At 69.7% G+C, this 15,681-nt stretch carries 16 protein-coding genes; 4 read left to right on the top strand and 12 right to left on the bottom strand.

What is annotated here, in order from left to right:
* Positions 1 to 59: 59 nt before the first annotated feature.
* The 5 genes from ALIDE2_RS23375 to ALIDE2_RS23395 all read right to left on the bottom strand — a co-directional run bounded on the left by ALIDE2_RS23375 (position 60) and on the right by ALIDE2_RS23395 (position 5,416).
* Positions 60 to 1,523, bottom strand: coding sequence for a M20 family metallopeptidase (locus tag ALIDE2_RS23375; RefSeq protein ID WP_013723301.1), 1,464 nt, complete (start codon positions 1,521 to 1,523; stop codon positions 60 to 62).
* A 73-nt stretch (positions 1,524 to 1,596) separates the two neighbouring features.
* Complete coding sequence (locus tag ALIDE2_RS23380) at positions 1,597 to 2,784, bottom strand: GGDEF domain-containing protein (RefSeq protein WP_013723302.1); 1,188 nt, start codon at positions 2,782 to 2,784, stop codon at positions 1,597 to 1,599.
* Between the two features lie 209 nt (positions 2,785 to 2,993).
* Positions 2,994 to 3,578: a methionine biosynthesis protein MetW gene (metW, locus tag ALIDE2_RS23385; RefSeq protein ID WP_013521129.1), complete on the bottom strand. Its 585-nt coding sequence runs from the start codon at positions 3,576 to 3,578 to the stop codon at positions 2,994 to 2,996.
* Complete coding sequence (gene metX, locus ALIDE2_RS23390) at positions 3,575 to 4,705, bottom strand: homoserine O-succinyltransferase MetX (protein ID WP_013521130.1); 1,131 nt, start codon at positions 4,703 to 4,705, stop codon at positions 3,575 to 3,577. The genes metW and metX overlap by 4 nt, the downstream gene beginning before the upstream one ends.
* 132 nt (positions 4,706 to 4,837) lie before the next feature.
* Entirely contained in the window at positions 4,838 to 5,416 is a 579-nt protein-coding gene (locus ALIDE2_RS23395; RefSeq protein WP_013521131.1) for a TMEM165/GDT1 family protein, read from the bottom strand.
* 471 nt (positions 5,417 to 5,887) lie between these two features.
* Between ALIDE2_RS23395 and ALIDE2_RS23400 the strand changes: the two genes are divergently transcribed.
* Together ALIDE2_RS23400 and ALIDE2_RS23405 are read left to right on the top strand one after the other, a co-directional pair.
* Entirely contained in the window at positions 5,888 to 6,238 is a 351-nt protein-coding gene (locus ALIDE2_RS23400) for an RNA recognition motif domain-containing protein (protein WP_013521132.1), read from the top strand.
* Between the two features lie 235 nt (positions 6,239 to 6,473).
* Entirely contained in the window at positions 6,474 to 6,908 is a 435-nt protein-coding gene (locus ALIDE2_RS23405) for an RNA recognition motif domain-containing protein (protein ID WP_013521133.1), read from the top strand.
* A gap of 86 nt (positions 6,909 to 6,994) precedes the next feature.
* Here ALIDE2_RS23405 and ALIDE2_RS23410 read toward each other — a convergent pair whose 3' ends face one another.
* From ALIDE2_RS23410 to ALIDE2_RS23425, 4 genes are read right to left on the bottom strand one after another with little or no spacing between them, the layout of a single operon-like run.
* Complete coding sequence (locus ALIDE2_RS23410; RefSeq protein WP_013521134.1) at positions 6,995 to 7,789, bottom strand: SDR family oxidoreductase; 795 nt, start codon at positions 7,787 to 7,789, stop codon at positions 6,995 to 6,997.
* A gap of 10 nt (positions 7,790 to 7,799) precedes the next feature.
* A complete protein-coding gene (gene lptC / locus ALIDE2_RS23415) occupies positions 7,800 to 8,441 on the bottom strand; it encodes an LPS export ABC transporter periplasmic protein LptC (protein WP_013521135.1) in 642 nt (213 codons plus the stop codon).
* On the bottom strand, positions 8,438 to 9,010 hold the full coding sequence (locus ALIDE2_RS23420) for a KdsC family phosphatase (protein ID WP_013521136.1): 573 nt from the start codon (positions 9,008 to 9,010) through the stop codon (positions 8,438 to 8,440). The genes lptC and ALIDE2_RS23420 overlap by 4 nt, the downstream gene beginning before the upstream one ends.
* Entirely contained in the window at positions 9,010 to 10,011 is a 1,002-nt protein-coding gene (locus tag ALIDE2_RS23425) for a KpsF/GutQ family sugar-phosphate isomerase (RefSeq protein ID WP_013521137.1), read from the bottom strand. Before ALIDE2_RS23425 ends, ALIDE2_RS23420 begins: the two co-directional genes overlap by 1 nt.
* 48 nt (positions 10,012 to 10,059) lie before the next feature.
* Between ALIDE2_RS23425 and ALIDE2_RS23430 the strand changes: the two genes are divergently transcribed.
* Positions 10,060 to 12,045 carry a monovalent cation:proton antiporter family protein gene (locus ALIDE2_RS23430; RefSeq protein ID WP_013521138.1) on the top strand — a complete coding sequence of 662 codons (1,986 nt, stop codon included), beginning with the start codon at positions 10,060 to 10,062 and terminating at the stop codon, positions 12,043 to 12,045.
* 37 nt (positions 12,046 to 12,082) lie between these two features.
* A complete protein-coding gene (locus ALIDE2_RS23435; RefSeq protein ID WP_013723303.1) occupies positions 12,083 to 12,637 on the top strand; it encodes an adenine phosphoribosyltransferase in 555 nt (184 codons plus the stop codon).
* A gap of 46 nt (positions 12,638 to 12,683) precedes the next feature.
* On the opposite strand, the gene ALIDE2_RS23440 is transcribed toward ALIDE2_RS23435, so the two are convergent.
* The 3 genes from ALIDE2_RS23440 to mnmE all read right to left on the bottom strand — a co-directional run bounded on the left by ALIDE2_RS23440 (position 12,684) and on the right by mnmE (position 15,659).
* Entirely contained in the window at positions 12,684 to 13,571 is an 888-nt protein-coding gene (locus ALIDE2_RS23440; protein WP_013723304.1) for a hypothetical protein, read from the bottom strand.
* Positions 13,572 to 13,693: 122 nt separating this feature from the next.
* Positions 13,694 to 14,179: a Crp/Fnr family transcriptional regulator gene (locus ALIDE2_RS23445; RefSeq protein ID WP_013521141.1), complete on the bottom strand. Its 486-nt coding sequence runs from the start codon at positions 14,177 to 14,179 to the stop codon at positions 13,694 to 13,696.
* 82 nt (positions 14,180 to 14,261) lie between these two features.
* Positions 14,262 to 15,659, bottom strand: coding sequence for a tRNA uridine-5-carboxymethylaminomethyl(34) synthesis GTPase MnmE (mnmE, locus tag ALIDE2_RS23450; RefSeq protein ID WP_013723305.1), 1,398 nt, complete (start codon positions 15,657 to 15,659; stop codon positions 14,262 to 14,264).
* Positions 15,660 to 15,681 lie beyond the last annotated feature (22 nt).

Raw genomic sequence — 15,681 nt, forward strand, 5'->3', positions numbered from 1 at the left:
GCGCTCCCCAAAAAAGAGCTGCCAGCGCTTTAACAGCAAGCGCTGGAGGCCAAAAACCTTCAAACCGGCATCGCGGCGATCACCTGGGCCACGGCCGCGGTGAGACGCTTGGCGTAGGGCACGTGCAGGAATTCGTTGGGACCGTGGGCGTTGCTCTTGGGGCCGAGCACGCCGCAGACCATCATCTGCGCGCTGGGGAAGCCCTGGCTCAGCATGTTCATGAGCGGGATGGTGCCGCCCTGGCCGATGTAGCCGCAGGGCGCGCCGAAGTGCGCCTGGCTGGCTGCGTCCAGGGCCTGGGCGAACCAGGGGTCGATGGCCGGGGCGTTCCAGCCGCTGGCGGCGTGGTCGGGCGCGAAGGTCACGCGCGCCTGGTAGGGCGCGTTGTCCTCCAGCAGGGCCTTGAGCTCCTGCGCGCTGGCGACGGCGTCCACCAGCGGCGGCAGGCGCAGGCTGAGCTTGAAGGCGGTGTAGGGGCGCAGCACGTTGCCCGCGTCCTTCAGGGCCGGGAAGCCCTCGGCGCCGGTGACGGACAGCGTGGGTTCCCAGGTGCGCCTGAGCAGCGCCTGCACCGGGTCGGTGGTGGTGGGCAGGGCGAACACCGTGCTGCCGCCGCAGTCATGGTGCGCCCAGGGGAAGCGCTTGTAGACCTCCTCGCCCAGGATGGCGGCGGTGGCCTTTGCCTGCGCGAGGCGGTCGGCGGGCACCTCGCAGTGGAAGCTGGCGGGCAGCAGGCGCCCGGTGGCCGAGTCCTCCAGCCGGTCGAGCACCTGGCGCATGATGCGGAACGACGAGGGCACGAGGCCCGAGGAGTCGCCCGAGTGCACGCCCTCGGTGAGGATCTCGACCTTGAGCGTGCCGCTGGCCATGCCGCGCAGGCTGGTGGTGAGCCAGAGCTGGTCGTAGTTGCCCGCGCCCGAGTCCAGGCAGATGACCAGGCCCACGTCGCCCAGACGTTCGCGCAGCGCGTCGATGTAGGGCAGCAGGTCGGCCGAGCCGCTTTCCTCGCAGGTCTCGACCAGGCCCACGATGCGCGGGTGCGCCACGCCCTGGCGCTTCAGTTCCTGCACGGCGGCGATGCTGGCGTAGACGGCATAGCCGTCGTCCGCGCCGCCGCGGCCGTAGAGTTTGCCGTCCTCATACTTGGGCGTCCACGGGCCCAGGTCGGCGCGCCAGCCCTCGAACTCGGGCTGCTTGTCCAGGTGGCCGTACATCAGGACGGTCTGCGCCAATTGCGGCTGCGTGGCCGCCACCTCGAAGAACAGCACGGGCGTGCGGCCGGGCAGGCGCACGATCTCGAGCGTGAGGCCCGCGACCTTCTGCGCCTCGACCCACTGCGCGGCGTTGCGCACCACCGTCTCGATGTGGCCCAGCTCGCGCCAGTCGGGCGCGAAGCCGGGCGACTTGGCGGGAATGCGGATGTAGTCGGTGAGCTGCTGCAGTATGTCTTCGTCCCACGCGCGGCTCACGCGGTCGAGCGCGAGCGCGGCGTCCAGGGCGGCGGAGGGCAGGCGTGCGGTCATGGCGAATCCTCTGGCGGTGCGCAAAACGCGCAGGATACGCCAAGGCCCGCGCCCCTTCGCGGCGCGCGGTTCCTCACGCGGGTGCGGCCCGGGTCCGCGGCGGCTCCTGCGCCAGCGCAACGCATTCGACGCGGTTGCGCCCCGCCGCCTTGGCCGCGTAGAGCGCCTGGTCGGCCGCGTGGATCAACCGGTCCCAGGTGTCGCCGCTCCCCAGGCGCGCGCCGCACACGCCTATGCTCACCGTCACCGGGATCACGCGGCCCCCGTATTCGCACGGCGTCTGCTCCACGGCCTCGCGCAGCGTTTTGGCCAACCCGGCCGCGCCGCGCGCGGGCGTGCCGGGCAGCAGCACCATGAACTCCTCGCCGCCGTAGCGCCCCACCAGGTCCTGGGCGCGCAGCCGCGCACGCAGAATGGCGGCCACGTGGCACAGCACCTGGTCGCCGGCGCGGTGGCCGTGGCCGTCGTTGACGGACTTGAAGTGGTCCACGTCCAGCATCAGCAGCGCATAGGGTTCGCCCGAGCGCACGGCGTGCGCCACGTCGCGGTCGAGCGCCTGGACCAGCGCACGGCGGTTGGCCACGCCCGTGAGCTCGTCGTGCGTGGCGAAGTACCGGTTGTCCGCGTCGGCGCGGTCCTTGGTCATGAGGATGAAGCCCAGCGACGCGAGAATCACGACGACGAATACCGCCATGAAGGTGAAGGACTGCAGGGGGCCGCCGCGCATCAACCCGTCGAGCGGCATGGCGTGGGCGGCGGCCAGCACCCCGCGCACCCCGAGCAGCACGACCTCCAGCCCCAGGCTGAGGGTGAGCAGCAGCACGCCGCGCCCCCGCGCGGGCGGCTGCGGCCGCCACAGCGCCCACAGCACCATGCCGATCTGCAGCGGCAGAACCACGCCCGTGACCATGATCCGGGCGCGGTAGTCGTCGACGAACACGGCGAACAGCGCCCCCATCGCCAGCACCGGCAGCAGCATGCGCTGCCAGGGCAGCGCGCGCCCCTGGAACTGGCACACGGCCGCCAGCGCCAGCGCGAACGTGCCGGACAGCAGCGTGTTGGACAGCACGATGCTGGCCCAGTCGGGCGCCGTGCCGCGCAGCACGTACAGCATGTAGGTGGCCGTGTGCAGCAGCAGGCCCAGCGCCCACAATTGGCTTCCCTCGCGCCGCTGCGACCGCACGGCCGCGAAAGAGCCCGCCATGGTGAGCGACGACGCGGCGGTCATCAGCAGCATGGTGGGCACGTCGAGGGGCAGCATGGCGCGGAGAAAAACGGGTGGTGTGGGCGGGAAGCCTGCGGGCAACGCGTGCCGCAGCGATCCACGCCTGCGGCAGGCCGTCGCTGTCGAGGGCAACCTGTAATTGTTACATTTTTCGCCGCCGACGCGCGAGCCCATGCACCGGTCAGCATTTTGAACCTCCAGCGCTTTATGGGAAAGCGCTGGTAGCTATTTTTTACATAGCATCATCAATCGTGCTCGAAATGAAACACGGCCGTGCCGGCCAGTGCATTGGGCAGGAAGCGCACCTCGCGCCCGTCCTGCAGGCCGAAGGCGTCGAGGATGCGCAGCTTGTTCTTGCCGGCCAGCACCTCGAAATCCTTATACGTGCCCACGCGGATGTTGGGCGTGTCGTACCACTGGTAGGGCAGGCGCCGCGTGACCGGCATGCGCCCGCGCAGCACCGACAGGCGGTTGGGCCAGTGCGCGAAGTTGGGGAAGGCGACGATGCCGCTCTTGCCCACGCGCGCGGTCTCGCGCAGCATGGTCTCGGCGTTGCGCAGGTGCTGCAGGGTGTCGATCTGCAGCACCACGTCGAAGCTGTTGTCGCTGAACATGGCCAGCCCCTCGTCGAGGTTGAGCTGGATCACGTTCACGCCGCGGCGCACGCAGGCGAGCACGTTGGCGTCGGCGATCTCGATGCCGTAGCCGGTGCAGCCGCGCGTGCGCTGCAGCAGGTCGAGCAGCGCGCCGTCGCCGCAGCCCAGGTCGAGCACGCGCGCGCCCTGGGGCACGAGGCGGGCGATGGCTTGCATGGTGGCGTGGTCGCTCATGGCTGCTGCTCCTGGGCGATGTTGTCGAAATAAGAGCGCACCACGCCCATGTAGCGGACGTCGTCGAGCAGGAAGGCGTCGTGCCCGTGGGGCGCGTCGATCTCGGCGTAGCTCACGTCGCGGCGGTTCTCCAGCAGCGCGTGGACGATCTCGCGGCTGCGCCGGGGCGAAAAGCGCCAGTCGGTCGTGAAGCTCACGAGCAAAAACCTGGCCCGCGCCACGGCCAGCGCCTGGGCCAGGCTGCCGCCGTAGCGCAGCGCGGGGTCGAAGTAGTCGAGCGCGCGCGTGATGAGCAGGTAGGTGTTGGCGTCGAAGTACTCGCTGAACTTGTCGCCCTGGTAGCGCAGGTAGCTCTCGATCTGGAACTCGATGTCCTGCGTGCTGTATTTCAGGTCGATGCCTTCCCGTAGCTGCCGGCCGAACTTCTCGTTCATCACGTCGTCGGAGAGGTACGTGATGTGACCGATCATGCGCGCGATGCGCAGGCCGCGCTTGGGGATGGTGCCGTGGCGGTAGAAATGCCCGCCGTGGAAGTCCGGGTCGGTCACGATGGCGCGGCGCGCCACCTCGTTGAAGGCGATGTTCTCGGCCGTGAGGTTGGGGGCGCTGGCCACCACCACGGCGTGGCGCATGCGCTCAGGGTACTGCAGCGTCCAGCTCAATGCCTGCATGCCCCCCAGGCTGCCGCCCATCACGGCCGCGAGCTGCCCGACGCCCAGCCGGTCGAGCAGCCGCGCCTGGGCGTTCACCCAGTCCTCCACCGTGACCACGGGGAAGTCCGCGCCGTAGACCTCGCCCGTGTCCGGGTTGGCGTGCATGGGGCCCGTGGAGCCGAAGCACGAGCCCAGGTTGTTGACGCCGATGACGAAGAAGCGGTTGGTATCGACGGGCTTGCCCGGGCCGATCATGTTGTCCCACCAGCCCTCGCTCCTGGGCTGGCCCTCGTAGACGCCCGCGACGTGGTGCGAAGCGTTGAGCGCGTGGCACACGAGCACGGCGTTCGTGCCCTCGGCATTGAGCCGGCCGTAGGTCTCGTAGGCAAGGGTGTAGTCGCGGATCGAGGCGCCCGACGAAAGGGGCAGTGCCTCGGCGAAATGCATGGATTGCGGTGTGGCGATGAACGACATGAAAAAAACCCGGCTTCGCTAGAAACGAGGCCGGGTCCGGTGCGTGCGAGTGCAGGCGTGTCGATCGGTCACGTCTTTAGCAGGATTTGTAAAGCGCCCGCAAGCGGTGCAAATCGGCGCGTCTGCCGGGCATTATGCCAAAGGCGTCGCCTGCGGCGCAAACAGCGCCAGCAGCCCCAGCACCAGGAAGATCAGCGCCGAGACCAGGTGCACCACCCGGATGGGCACCTTCTTGACCAAGCGGTCGCCCAGCCAGACCACGGGCGCGTTGGCCAGCATCATGCCCAGCGTGGTGCCGGCCACCACCCACAGGTAGGCGCTGTACTGCGCGGCCAGCATCACGGTGGCGACCTGGGTCTTGTCGCCCATCTCGGCCAGGAAGAAAGCCAGCACCGTGGTGCCGAACACCCCAAGGCGCGGGCCCGCGCCCGTGCCATCGTCGTCGAGCCTGTCGGGGATCAGCATCCACACGGCCATGGCGATGAAGGACAGCCCCAGCACCCAGCGCAGTACCTGCGGCCCCAGCACCGTGGTCACCCACGTGCCCACGGCGCCCGCGAGCGCATGATTGGCCAGGGTCGCCACGAAAATGCCCAGCACGATGGGCCAGGGCCTGCGAAAGCGCGCGGCAAGCACCAGCGACAGCAGCTGGGTCTTGTCGCCCATTTCAGCGAGGGTGACGATGGCGGTAGAAACGAGAAAGGCTTCCATAGTGGGGGTCGTAATAGGATTTCCGGCCGGAAGCATTCATTCGGACAGCATTGACCACGCCCCGACTCCGGCCTGTTGGATCGGTGCGCGATCAATGGTCTCGCCCAGCCCGCCGTTGCAGCGGGCCTCATGCACCATGGCGCCCGCAGGCCCCAAGTCTGTTGATGCATGCCTCCAGCCGCGCTCGTCGCGCGGCGGCAGGCTACTCCCCATGGACGGGGCGCATTGTATCCGCAGCCACGCTTGCCCCCGCCCAGGCGCCGGAGTGCCAGTAGTTACCCTGAGAAGTGTTGCAGGCGCGCACTCGCAGCCCTTTTTGGGCTGCGGGGATGCTTGATAATGGGCGCGCCTTTCTGCCTTGCAGAAATGCAGGCTGCGGTGTTTGGTCGGTTTCGCGTCTTTGAAGTCGTCACAGGTTTGTTGATTGCGTCAGGCTCCATCGCATTTCATGTTTCTTCTAGGAGTCCGATCATGGGCAACAAACTTTATGTGGGCAACCTGCCCTATTCCTTCCGCGACCAAGATCTGGAGCAGACCTTCAGCCAATACGGCTCCGTGCAGAGCGCCAAGGTCATGATGGAGCGCGACACCGGCCGCTCCAAGGGCTTTGGCTTCGTCGAAATGGGCAGCGATGCCGAGGCCCAGGCCGCCATCCAGGGCGCCCACGGCCAGAACTACGGCGGCCGCGACCTGGTGGTCAACGAAGCCCGCCCCATGGAACCCCGCCCGCCGCGCAGCGGCGGTGGCTTTGGTGGTGGTGGCGGCTACGGTGGTGGCCGCAGCGGCGGCGGTGGCTACGGCGGTGGCCGTTCCAACTACTGATTTCGATCATGAAGGGGCCACAAGGCCCCTTTTTTTGCGACCGCCAAGCCACAAGATCACGGAAAACCCCTTGCATTTTCGCCAAGGTTCTAACGCATAATGTTCCGGCGATGGGGGTTGCCCCGTCGGTGTTGCGGTGATCCATCAGTTTTCGCGCATAGGGCGTCTTAGTGATTAACTGGCTGCGGGTTCGGGACTCCGTCGCTCAATTCAATTGTTTTTCAGGAGTCCCTTGATGGGCAACAAGCTGTACGTCGGCAATCTGCCGTACTCGGTGCGCGACCAAGATCTGGAACAAGCGTTCGGCCAGTTCGGCGTGGTGACCAGCGCCAAGGTCATGATGGAGCGCGACACCGGTCGCTCCAAAGGCTTCGGCTTCGTCGAAATGGGCAGCGATGCCGACGCCCAGGCCGCCATCAACGGCATGAACGGCCAGTCCCTGGGCGGCCGCAGCATCGTCGTGAACGAGGCGCGCCCCATGGAACCCCGTCCTCCGCGCAGCGGCGGTGGCGGTTTTGGCGGCGGTGGCGGCTATGGCGGCGGCCGCAACACCGGTGGCGGCGGCGGCCGCGGCGAAGGCGGTTTCCGCAGCCCCTATGGCTCAGGCCCGCGCGGCGGCGGTGGCGGGGGCCGTGGCGGCTACGGCGGCGACCGCAACGGCGGCTACTGATACGCAAGGGGTGCGCGGCACCCTACAGCCCACGCGCAAAGGCTCCTTCGGGAGCCTTTTGTTTTGCCTGCAATTTGCTGCAGGGATCAGGACGCGCGGCCCTGCCCCTGCCGGTGTTTGCGCGGGCGCCCCTGCAGCAGGCGGTCGAACCACGCATTGGGCAGCAGCCGCAGCAGCTTGGCCACCACGCCCATCGGCCAGGGGATCACGCGGTAGCTCGCGCCGGACTCGATCACCCGGAAGGCCTTGTCGGCGAAGGCCTCGGGGCGCATCAGAAAGGGCATGGCGTAGCGGTTTTCCCGCGTCAGCGGCGTATCCACGTAGCCTGGGCAGATCGTGACCACCCGCACGCCGCTGGAGCGCAGTTCGCCGCGCAGGCTCTCGCAATAGCTGATGACCGCCGCCTTGCTCGCGCAGTAGGCGCCATGCCCGGGCAGGCCGCGTATGCCCGCCACGCTGGCCACGCCCACCAGCCGTCCGCTGCCGCGCCGCGCCATGGCGGCGACGAAGGGGTGGAAGGTGGCCGCCATGCCCAGATTGTTCGTGGCGAAGACGCGGGCCATGGTGTCGATGTCGGCGCGCTGGGCGGTGTCCACGCCCACACTGATGCCTGCATTGGCGATAACCACGTCCGGCAGCCCCTGGCGCTCCATGCATGCCTGGCCTGCGGCGATGATGCTGTCGGGTTGGGAAACATCCGCGCCATATATTTCATAGCTGCCGGCGCCCATTCCACGGGCCTCAGTCCATGATTTCATCTCTGAATCGCGGCGCGCCGCCAGCGCCAGCCGCCAACCCGCGCGGTGGTAGCGCTCGGCCAGCGCCTGGCCTATGCCGCTGGAGGCACCGGTGATGAAGACCAGGGGGCGGGGGTCGTGCATGGCCCGTGCCCTACCGCACCGGCTTGGCGGCGGGGCGGGCCGGCGTCGCCGGCAGCAGCGTGCCGCGCACGCGCCCGCGCAGGTTCAGGATCTGGTCCAGGTTGTCGTAGTCGAGGCCGTCGGCGGTGAATATGTCCACGCCACGCTTGAGCGTGACGGGCTGGTTGGTGCGCACGCGCTCCTCGTTCGTCCAGGCGTGCAGGAACTCGCTGCGCAATTCCAGCCGCGGCAGCGGCGCCTGCCCGGCACGCTCCAGGGGCTCGCGCACGACGATGGCGTTGCCGAAGAGCTGCACCTCGCTGCCGTCGGCATTGCTGAGCGCGCGGTTGGCGCTGGCCGTGGTGACGCGCCCGTCGACGCTCACGGAACGCAGGCGCGCCTGGTCGATCTCCAGCGTGTCGGTGTCGGCGTAGTGGCGCGCCAGCGTGCCCCGTATCTCGCTTTGCAGCCTGCCCGTGGCGTCGAAGTTCCTCACCGCGAAGTCGCGCATGAAGTAGTCGGGCTCGTGGCGCACGGGGCGCTCCTGCGCGGGCTGCGGCGGCTGGGGAGCATTGCGCACCAGCCACCAGGTGCCCAGCGCCAGCAGCCCCATGAGCAGCACGGGCAGGTAGATGGACAGGCGCTCCCACGCCCGGCGCAGGCGCACCATCATGCGGCGTGGGCGGCCAGCAGGCTGGCATAGCGGCCGCTGGCGATGAGCAACAGGTCGCAGAATTCGCGGGCCGCGCCCGCACCGGCCGCCGCAGCGGTGACGTGGTGGGCGACGGCCCGCACCTCGGCGTGGGCCTGCGCAGGCGCGCAGGCGAAGGCCACGCGCCGCAGCACGGCCAGGTCCGGCCAGTCGTCGCCCATGGCGGCGGCCCGCGGCCAGGCCAGGCCCAGCTCGGCCAGGATGGCCTCGGCCGCGGGGCGCTTGTCCTCGGTGCCGAAGCGCGCGTGCACCACGCCCAGGGCCTTCAGGCGCAGGCGCAGCGCGGGCGAGTCGCGCCCCGTGATGACGGCGGGCGTGATGCCCGCCTGCTGCAGCAGCTTGATGCCGTGGCCGTCCAAGGTGTTGAAGCGCTTGAGCGTCTCGCCGTTCTCCGAGAAATACAGCCCACCGTCGGTCAGCACGCCGTCCACGTCGAAGAAGGCCACGCGCACGTCCTGCGCGCGCAGCAGCAGCGCGGGGTCGAACTGCAATGCGGGCAGCAGCGGGGGCGATTCGGTGCGCGCGTCCATCAGATCACCTTGGCGCGCATCAGGTCGCCGATATGCACCACGCCCACCAGCACGCCCTGGGCGTCCGTGACCAGCACGCTGGTGATGGAGTGACGCTCCATGGCCTGGGCGGCATCGGCCGCCAGGGCGTCGGCCGCGATCGTGCGTGGGCTCGCGTGCATGACGTCCTGGGCGCGCATGCCACGCAGGTCCGCGCCGGCCTCTATGCGCCGGCGCAGGTCGCCGTCGGTGAAGATGCCGACCGGGCAGCCCGCCTCGTCCACCACGGCCGACGCGCCCACGCCCTTGGCGCTCATCTCGCGCATCAGTGTGCTGAAGTCGGCCTGCGGCGGCACGCGCGGCACCTGCCCGCCCGTGCGCATGACGTCGCGCACGTGGGTCAGCAGCCGGCGGCCCAGGGCGCCGCCAGGGTGCGAGCGCGCGAAGTCCTCGGGGCGAAAGCCCCGCGCATCCAGCAGGGCCACGGCCAGTGCGTCGCCCATGGCCAGCTGCACGGTGGTGCTGGTGGTGGGCGCTAGGTTGAGTGGGCAGGCCTCGCGCTCCACGCTGCAGTCGAGCACCAGGTCGGCATGCCGCGCCAGCGTGGACTGCAGCCCGCCCGTCATGGCGATGAGCGGCACGCCCTGGCGCTTGAGCATGGGCAGCAGCACGGTGATCTCGCTGCTCTCGCCGCTGTTGGAGATGGCCAGCACCAGGTCGCCGCCGGCGACCATGCCCAGGTCGCCGTGGCTGGCCTCGGCCGGGTGCACGAAGAAGGACGGCGTGCCGGTGGAGGCCAGCGTGGCGGCGATCTTGCGCCCCACGTGGCCGCTCTTGCCCATGCCCATGACGATCACGCGCCCCGAGGTGGCCAGCACGCGCTGCACGGCCTGCACGAAGACGGCGCCCAGCCGCCCCCCCGTGCCCTGCAGGGCGGCCGCCTCGATGTCGAAGGTCTCCCTGCCCAGGCGCAGGGCCTGCTCGGCGTTGAAGGACGGAAAGGCGGCAGTGGCGGTGGGCATGGACGGATTCTATCGGCCGGCCCTGTGCCGGCTCGGCTAGGATCGGGCATGTCCTCGCTCGCCCTCACGCTGCTGTATCTGCTGGCCGCAGTGCTGGGCGTGGTGGCATGCCGCAGCCTGCGGCTGCCGCCCATGATGGGCTATCTGGCCGCAGGCATCCTCATCGGCCCGCATGCGCTGGCGCTCACGCAGAACTCCGAGGGCGTGCGCCACCTGGGGGAGTTCGGCGTGGTGTTCCTCATGTTCACCATAGGGCTGGAATTCAGCCTGCCCAAGCTGCGCGCCATGCGCCGCCACGTGTTCGGGCTGGGGCTGCTGCAGGTGCTCGCATCCATGCTGGCGTTCATGGCCTGCCTGCTGCTGCTCGCGCGGCTGGCCGGCGGCGTGTGGGACATGGGCTGGCAGACGGCGCTGGCGCTCTCCGGCACCCTCGCCATGAGCAGCACGGCCATCGTGGTCAAGCTCGTGTCCGAGCGCGGCGAGCTCGAGAGCGAGCACGGCCGGCGCGTGCTGGGCATCCTGCTTTTCCAGGATCTGGCCGTGGTCCCCATGCTGGTGCTGGTGCCCGCCCTGGGCTCCTCTCCCGAACGCCTGCTGCTGGCCCTGGGCCTGGCGCTGCTCAAGGCCTCGATGCTCGTGGGCGTGCTGCTCGTGGGCGGCCAGCGCGTGATGCGCTGGTGGCTCACGCTGGTGGCACGCAGAAAGAGCGACGAGCTGTTCATGCTCAACCTGCTGCTGGTCACGCTGGGCCTGGCCTGGCTCACCGAGCTGGCCGGGCTGTCGCTGGCGCTGGGCGCCTTCATCGCGGGCGTGCTGGTGTCGGAGACGGAGTACCGCCACCAGGTGGGCACCGACATCCGCCCCTTCCACGACGTGCTGCTGGGCCTGTTTTTCATCACCGTGGGCATGATGCTCGACTGGCACATCCTGCTGGAGCGCTGGGCCCTGGTGCTGGCGCTGCTGGCCGCGCCGCTGCTCATCAAGACCGCCATCATCGTGGCGCTGGCGCGGGGCCTGGGGGCCACCACGGGCGTGGCGCTGCGCACGGCGCTGTACGTGGCGCAGGCGGGCGAGTTCGGCTTCGTGCTGCTGTCGCTGATGCAGGAGCACGCCCTGATGCAGCCCGCGCTCATGAACCCGGTGCTCGCGGCCATGGTGCTGTCGATGCTGGCCACGCCCTTCCTGATCCAGTACAGCAACCGCATCGTCATGAAGCTCGTGGCCAGCGACTGGCTGCAGCAGTCACTGAACGTGACCACCATCGCGCGGCAGGCCATCAATGCCAGCGGCCACGTGCTGATCTGCGGCTACGGGCGCTGCGGCCAGAACCTCGCGCGCATGCTGGAAAGCGAGGGCATCCCCTACATGGCGCTGGACCTCGACCCCGACCGCGTGCGCCAGGCCGCCGCGGCGGGCAACTCGGTGGTCTTCGGCGACGCCACGCGGCTGCAGGCGCTCAAGGCCGCGGGCCTGGCGCGCGCCGCCGCCGTGGCCGTGACCTACCTGGACACGCCCGCCGCCCTCAAGGTGCTGGCCCACGCGCGCACGCATGCGCCCCATGTGCCCGTGGTGGTGCGCACGCAGGACGATTCGCAGCTGGACAGGCTGCAGGCCGCCGGAGCCACCGAGGTCGTGCCCGAGGCCATCGAAGGCTCGCTGATGCTGGCCAGCCACGCCCTGGCCCTGGTGGGCGTGCCCATGCGGCGCGTGCTGCGCCTGGTGCAGGACCAGCGCGAGGCCCGCTACGGCCTGCTGCGCGGCTACTTCCACGGTGCCGACGACGACACGCCCACCGAAAGGGACCAGGAGCGCCTGTACTCCATCACCCTGCCCCCGGGCGCCGCGGCCGTGGGCGCGCAGCTGGCGCACCTTCCCCTGCACGCCATCGGCGCACACCTGGTCAACGTGCGCCGGACCAGCGGCCGCATGTCCACGCCCGACGACGCCATGCCGCTGGCCGAGGGAGACACCCTGGTCCTCTCCGGCCACCCCACGGCCCTGAGCCTGGCAGAAGAGAAACTGCTGCGCGGCTGATTACACTGTCCGCCGGCCCCTCTCGCCCCCACCGCCCATGCACAGCCTCAGCGTCACCGACTACCTGCGCCAGCACATCCGCACCGTGCCCGACTGGCCGGCCCCCGGCGTGCAGTTCCGCGACATCACCCCCCTGCTGCAGGACCCCAAGGTCTTCCGCGTCATGATCGACGCGTTCGTGCACCGCTACATGGACCGCGCCATGCGCCCCGACGTGGTGGCAGGGCTGGACGCGCGCGGCTTCATCCTCGGGGCCGTGGTGGCCTACGAACTCAACGTCGGCTTCGTGCCGATCCGCAAGAAGGGCAAGCTGCCCTTCACCACGGTCGAGGAAACCTACGAGCTGGAGTACGGCAGCGCCACCGTGGAGCTGCATGCCGACGCCGTGAAGCCCGGCGACCGCGTGCTGCTGATCGACGACCTGATCGCCACCGGCGGCACGATGATGGCGGGCAAGAAGCTGCTGGAAAAACTGGGCACCACCGTGATGGAAGGCGCCGCCATCGTCGACCTGCCCGAACTCGGCGGCTCGGCGCGCCTGCGCGCGAGCGGGTTGCCGCTCTACACCCTGGTGGATTTCAGCGGCCGCTGACGCGTACGGGTTTGCAATCAGTCAGAGAACAAGGCGCGAAGCCGTATCAACGCAGGTCGCCGTACTGCGTGGAGCTCAGGTCGGACGAGGGCGCGTCCTGGGTGGGCATCACGGTGTCCTCGAACCCCGTGGAGCCGGTGCTCTTGGGCAGCAGGGGGCCGCTGCGCGTAGCCGTGCCCGGTTCCGCCGCGGGCGCCGGCGCGCGCGCCGCGGCGGCATGCACCAGCGCCTGCTTGAAGGCCGCAACCTCGTCCGCCTCGATGGGCTCGAACCCCGTGGCGGCGCGCGGCGGCGCGACGGGCGCGATCGGCGGCACCAGGGGGGCCGGGCGCGAGGCCGGCGGCACGCCATGCTGGCGCGCAGCAGCCGGCCGGGGAGGCGAGAGGGTGGGCGAGGCCTGCGCCGCGGGCGCGGTGAACTCCGGCACCCTGCTGGCCTGGGGCCGCGCCGCGGAAGCGGCCGGGCCCATGGACACGCCCACCATGATCTGGTCGTTGATGCGCCAATAGACGGCCGGCACGACGATGCCGAAGCGCGACTTGGCGGACTGGGTGATCAGCGCCTCGATCTCGCCCAGGCGCACCATGTCGCTGCTGTATTCCTGCGCCAGATCCATCATCACCAGGAACTGGGCACCGCGCTGGTCCAGTGAAAGCACCTTGAACTTGTAGCCCGCCGACAACACTCCGGCGCGCACCATCGCGTCGCGCACCGTCGTGTACAGCAGCTCGCGCCGCTCCGCGCGCTCGTTCTTGCGCGCCGCGGCCGGATCCTGGGATGCGGAGGGCTCCAGCAAGGGCTTGCCATTGCCATTGCGGCCCGGCGCTGCGGACCCCGCGCCGTTCGCGGCCAGCGGTGCAGGCATCGTATGCGCCTGGCGCTGGCGCGGTGCCTGGGGCTTGGATTTGCGGGTGAACCAGCTGAACAAGGACATGCCATGCCTTCGCAAAGAAGCGCTAAAAATGTCAGCAAGTGTACAGCGCGGTTCATGGTTTGGCATGCCGCCAACCGGCCAGGACGCCGCCACGGGGGCGCCTGGCCCTCCCGCCACCCGGCTCAGGTTGCGGCCACGCGACGGCGGCGGTTGGCCAGGCGCTTGGCGAGCACCGCGCCGACGGCCATGGCCAGTTGCAGCGCCACGACCGGCTGCCGGTTGGCGAGTTCGGAAAAACGCAGCGCCGTCAGGCTCCACAGCTTGCTCGGGGCGCTGGCCTGCACCGTCGCGCTGCGCGGGCGGTGCGAGAAAAACGCCCCCTCGCCCACCACCGAGCCGGCGCCCACGATGGCCAAGCGCAGCCGCTGGTTCTCATTCTCCGAATGCACGCTCAGGCTGCCGCTCTCCACCAGGTACAGGGTGCGGTCGTTCGTGCCCTGCGCAAACAGCACCTGGCCGGCCGGCAGATTCACGGGCTGCAGGTAGGACGACAGCAGGCCCCATTGCTCGCGGCTGAGCACATTGTTCATGCCGTCGTCCGCGGTGGTCTGGCTGATGGCCTCGATCAGGCCCGTCAGATCGACCCTGGGGAAGGGAGTGGTGTTCATCGGGCGCGAACGGTAGCGTGCGCACCGCATCCATACAAGCGGCCATTACCATTGTTTACACATGCATTGCCTTGTCGCTACCTCATTTTCCGATGCAGAAGCTGGAGAAGATGACACCCAGCAGATCGTCGGAGGTGAATTCGCCCGTGATGGCGTTGAGGGCGTTCTGCGCCAGGCGTAGTTCCTCGGCCAGCAGGTCCAGCGCCGGCCCCGTGCTTTCGAGCTGCGCGGCGGCCTCCATGAGGTGCGCGTCCACGGCGCGCAGGGCCTCGATGTGGCGCGCGCGGGCGATGTACACGCCCTCGGCTGCGGACTGCCAGCCCGCGACCCGCAGCAGTTCCCGCCGCAGGGCGTCGAGCCCCTGGCCGGTGCGCGCCGACAGTTGCACCGCCGCCCGGCCCGCCGTGGCGGCCGGTGCCGGGCGGGCAGCGGCGTCGGTCTTGTTCCAGACGTCGATGACCGGCACGCTTTCAGACAGTTTCTGGACCAGGGTGCTTGCTATGAGCGCGTCGGCAGCTATGTATTCGGGAGCATCCAGGCGCGTGAGGTCGTGCAGGAACAGCACGGCATCGGCCTGGGTGATCTCGTCCCAGGCGCGCGCGATGCCGATGCGCTCGACCTCGTCGGCGCTTTCGCGCAGGCCAGCCGTGTCGATGATGTGCAGCGGAACGCCCTCGATCTGTATGGTCTGCTGAACCTTGTCGCGCGTGGTGCCCGCGATGGGGGTGACGATGGCCAGCTCCGCCCCGGCGAGCGCATTGAGCAGCGAGCTCTTGCCCGCGTTCGGCTGGCCCGCGATGACCACCTTGATGCCTTCGCGCAGCAGCGCGCCCTGGCTGGCGCGCTGCATCACGGCGGCCAGCGTCTGCTGCAGGTTCGATAGCTGCCCGCGCGCGTCTGCCTTGCGCAGGAAGTCGATTTCCTCCTCTGGGAAGTCGAGCGTGGCCTCGACCAGCATGCGCAGGTGCACGAGCGCGTCGCGCAGGCCGTGGATCTCCTGCGAGAACGCGCCCGACAGCGACCGGCCCGCGCTGCGCGCCGCGGCCTCGGTGCTGGCGTCTATCAGGTCGGCGATGGCCTCGGCCTGGGCCAGGTCGAGCTTGTCGTTGAGGAAGGCGCGCTCGGTGAATTCGCCCGGCTCGGCCAGGCGCAGGCGCGGCAGCACGGCTTGCGCCGCCTCCAGGCAGCGCGCCAGCAACAGCTGCAGCACCACGGGGCCACCGTGGGCCTGCAGCTCCAGCACGTCCTCGCCCGTGTAGCTGTGCGGCGCGGGGAAGAACAGCGCCAAGCCCTGGTCGATGGACCGGCCCGCGGCATCGGGAAAGGGCAGGTAATGCGCCTGGCGGGGCTGCAGCGATCTCCCGAGCAGGCCCTGCACGAAGGGCGCGAGCCCCCGGCCCGACACGCGCACGATGCCCACGGCCCCGCGCCCGGGGGCGGTGGCGATGGCAGCGATGGGGTCCTGGTGGCGGGCGAGCATGGGCGGGGCTTTCAGCAGGGCA

It is taken from the genome of Alicycliphilus denitrificans K601 (assembly GCF_000204645.1).
Taxonomy (GTDB): Bacteria; Pseudomonadota; Gammaproteobacteria; order Burkholderiales; family Burkholderiaceae_C; genus Alicycliphilus; species Alicycliphilus denitrificans.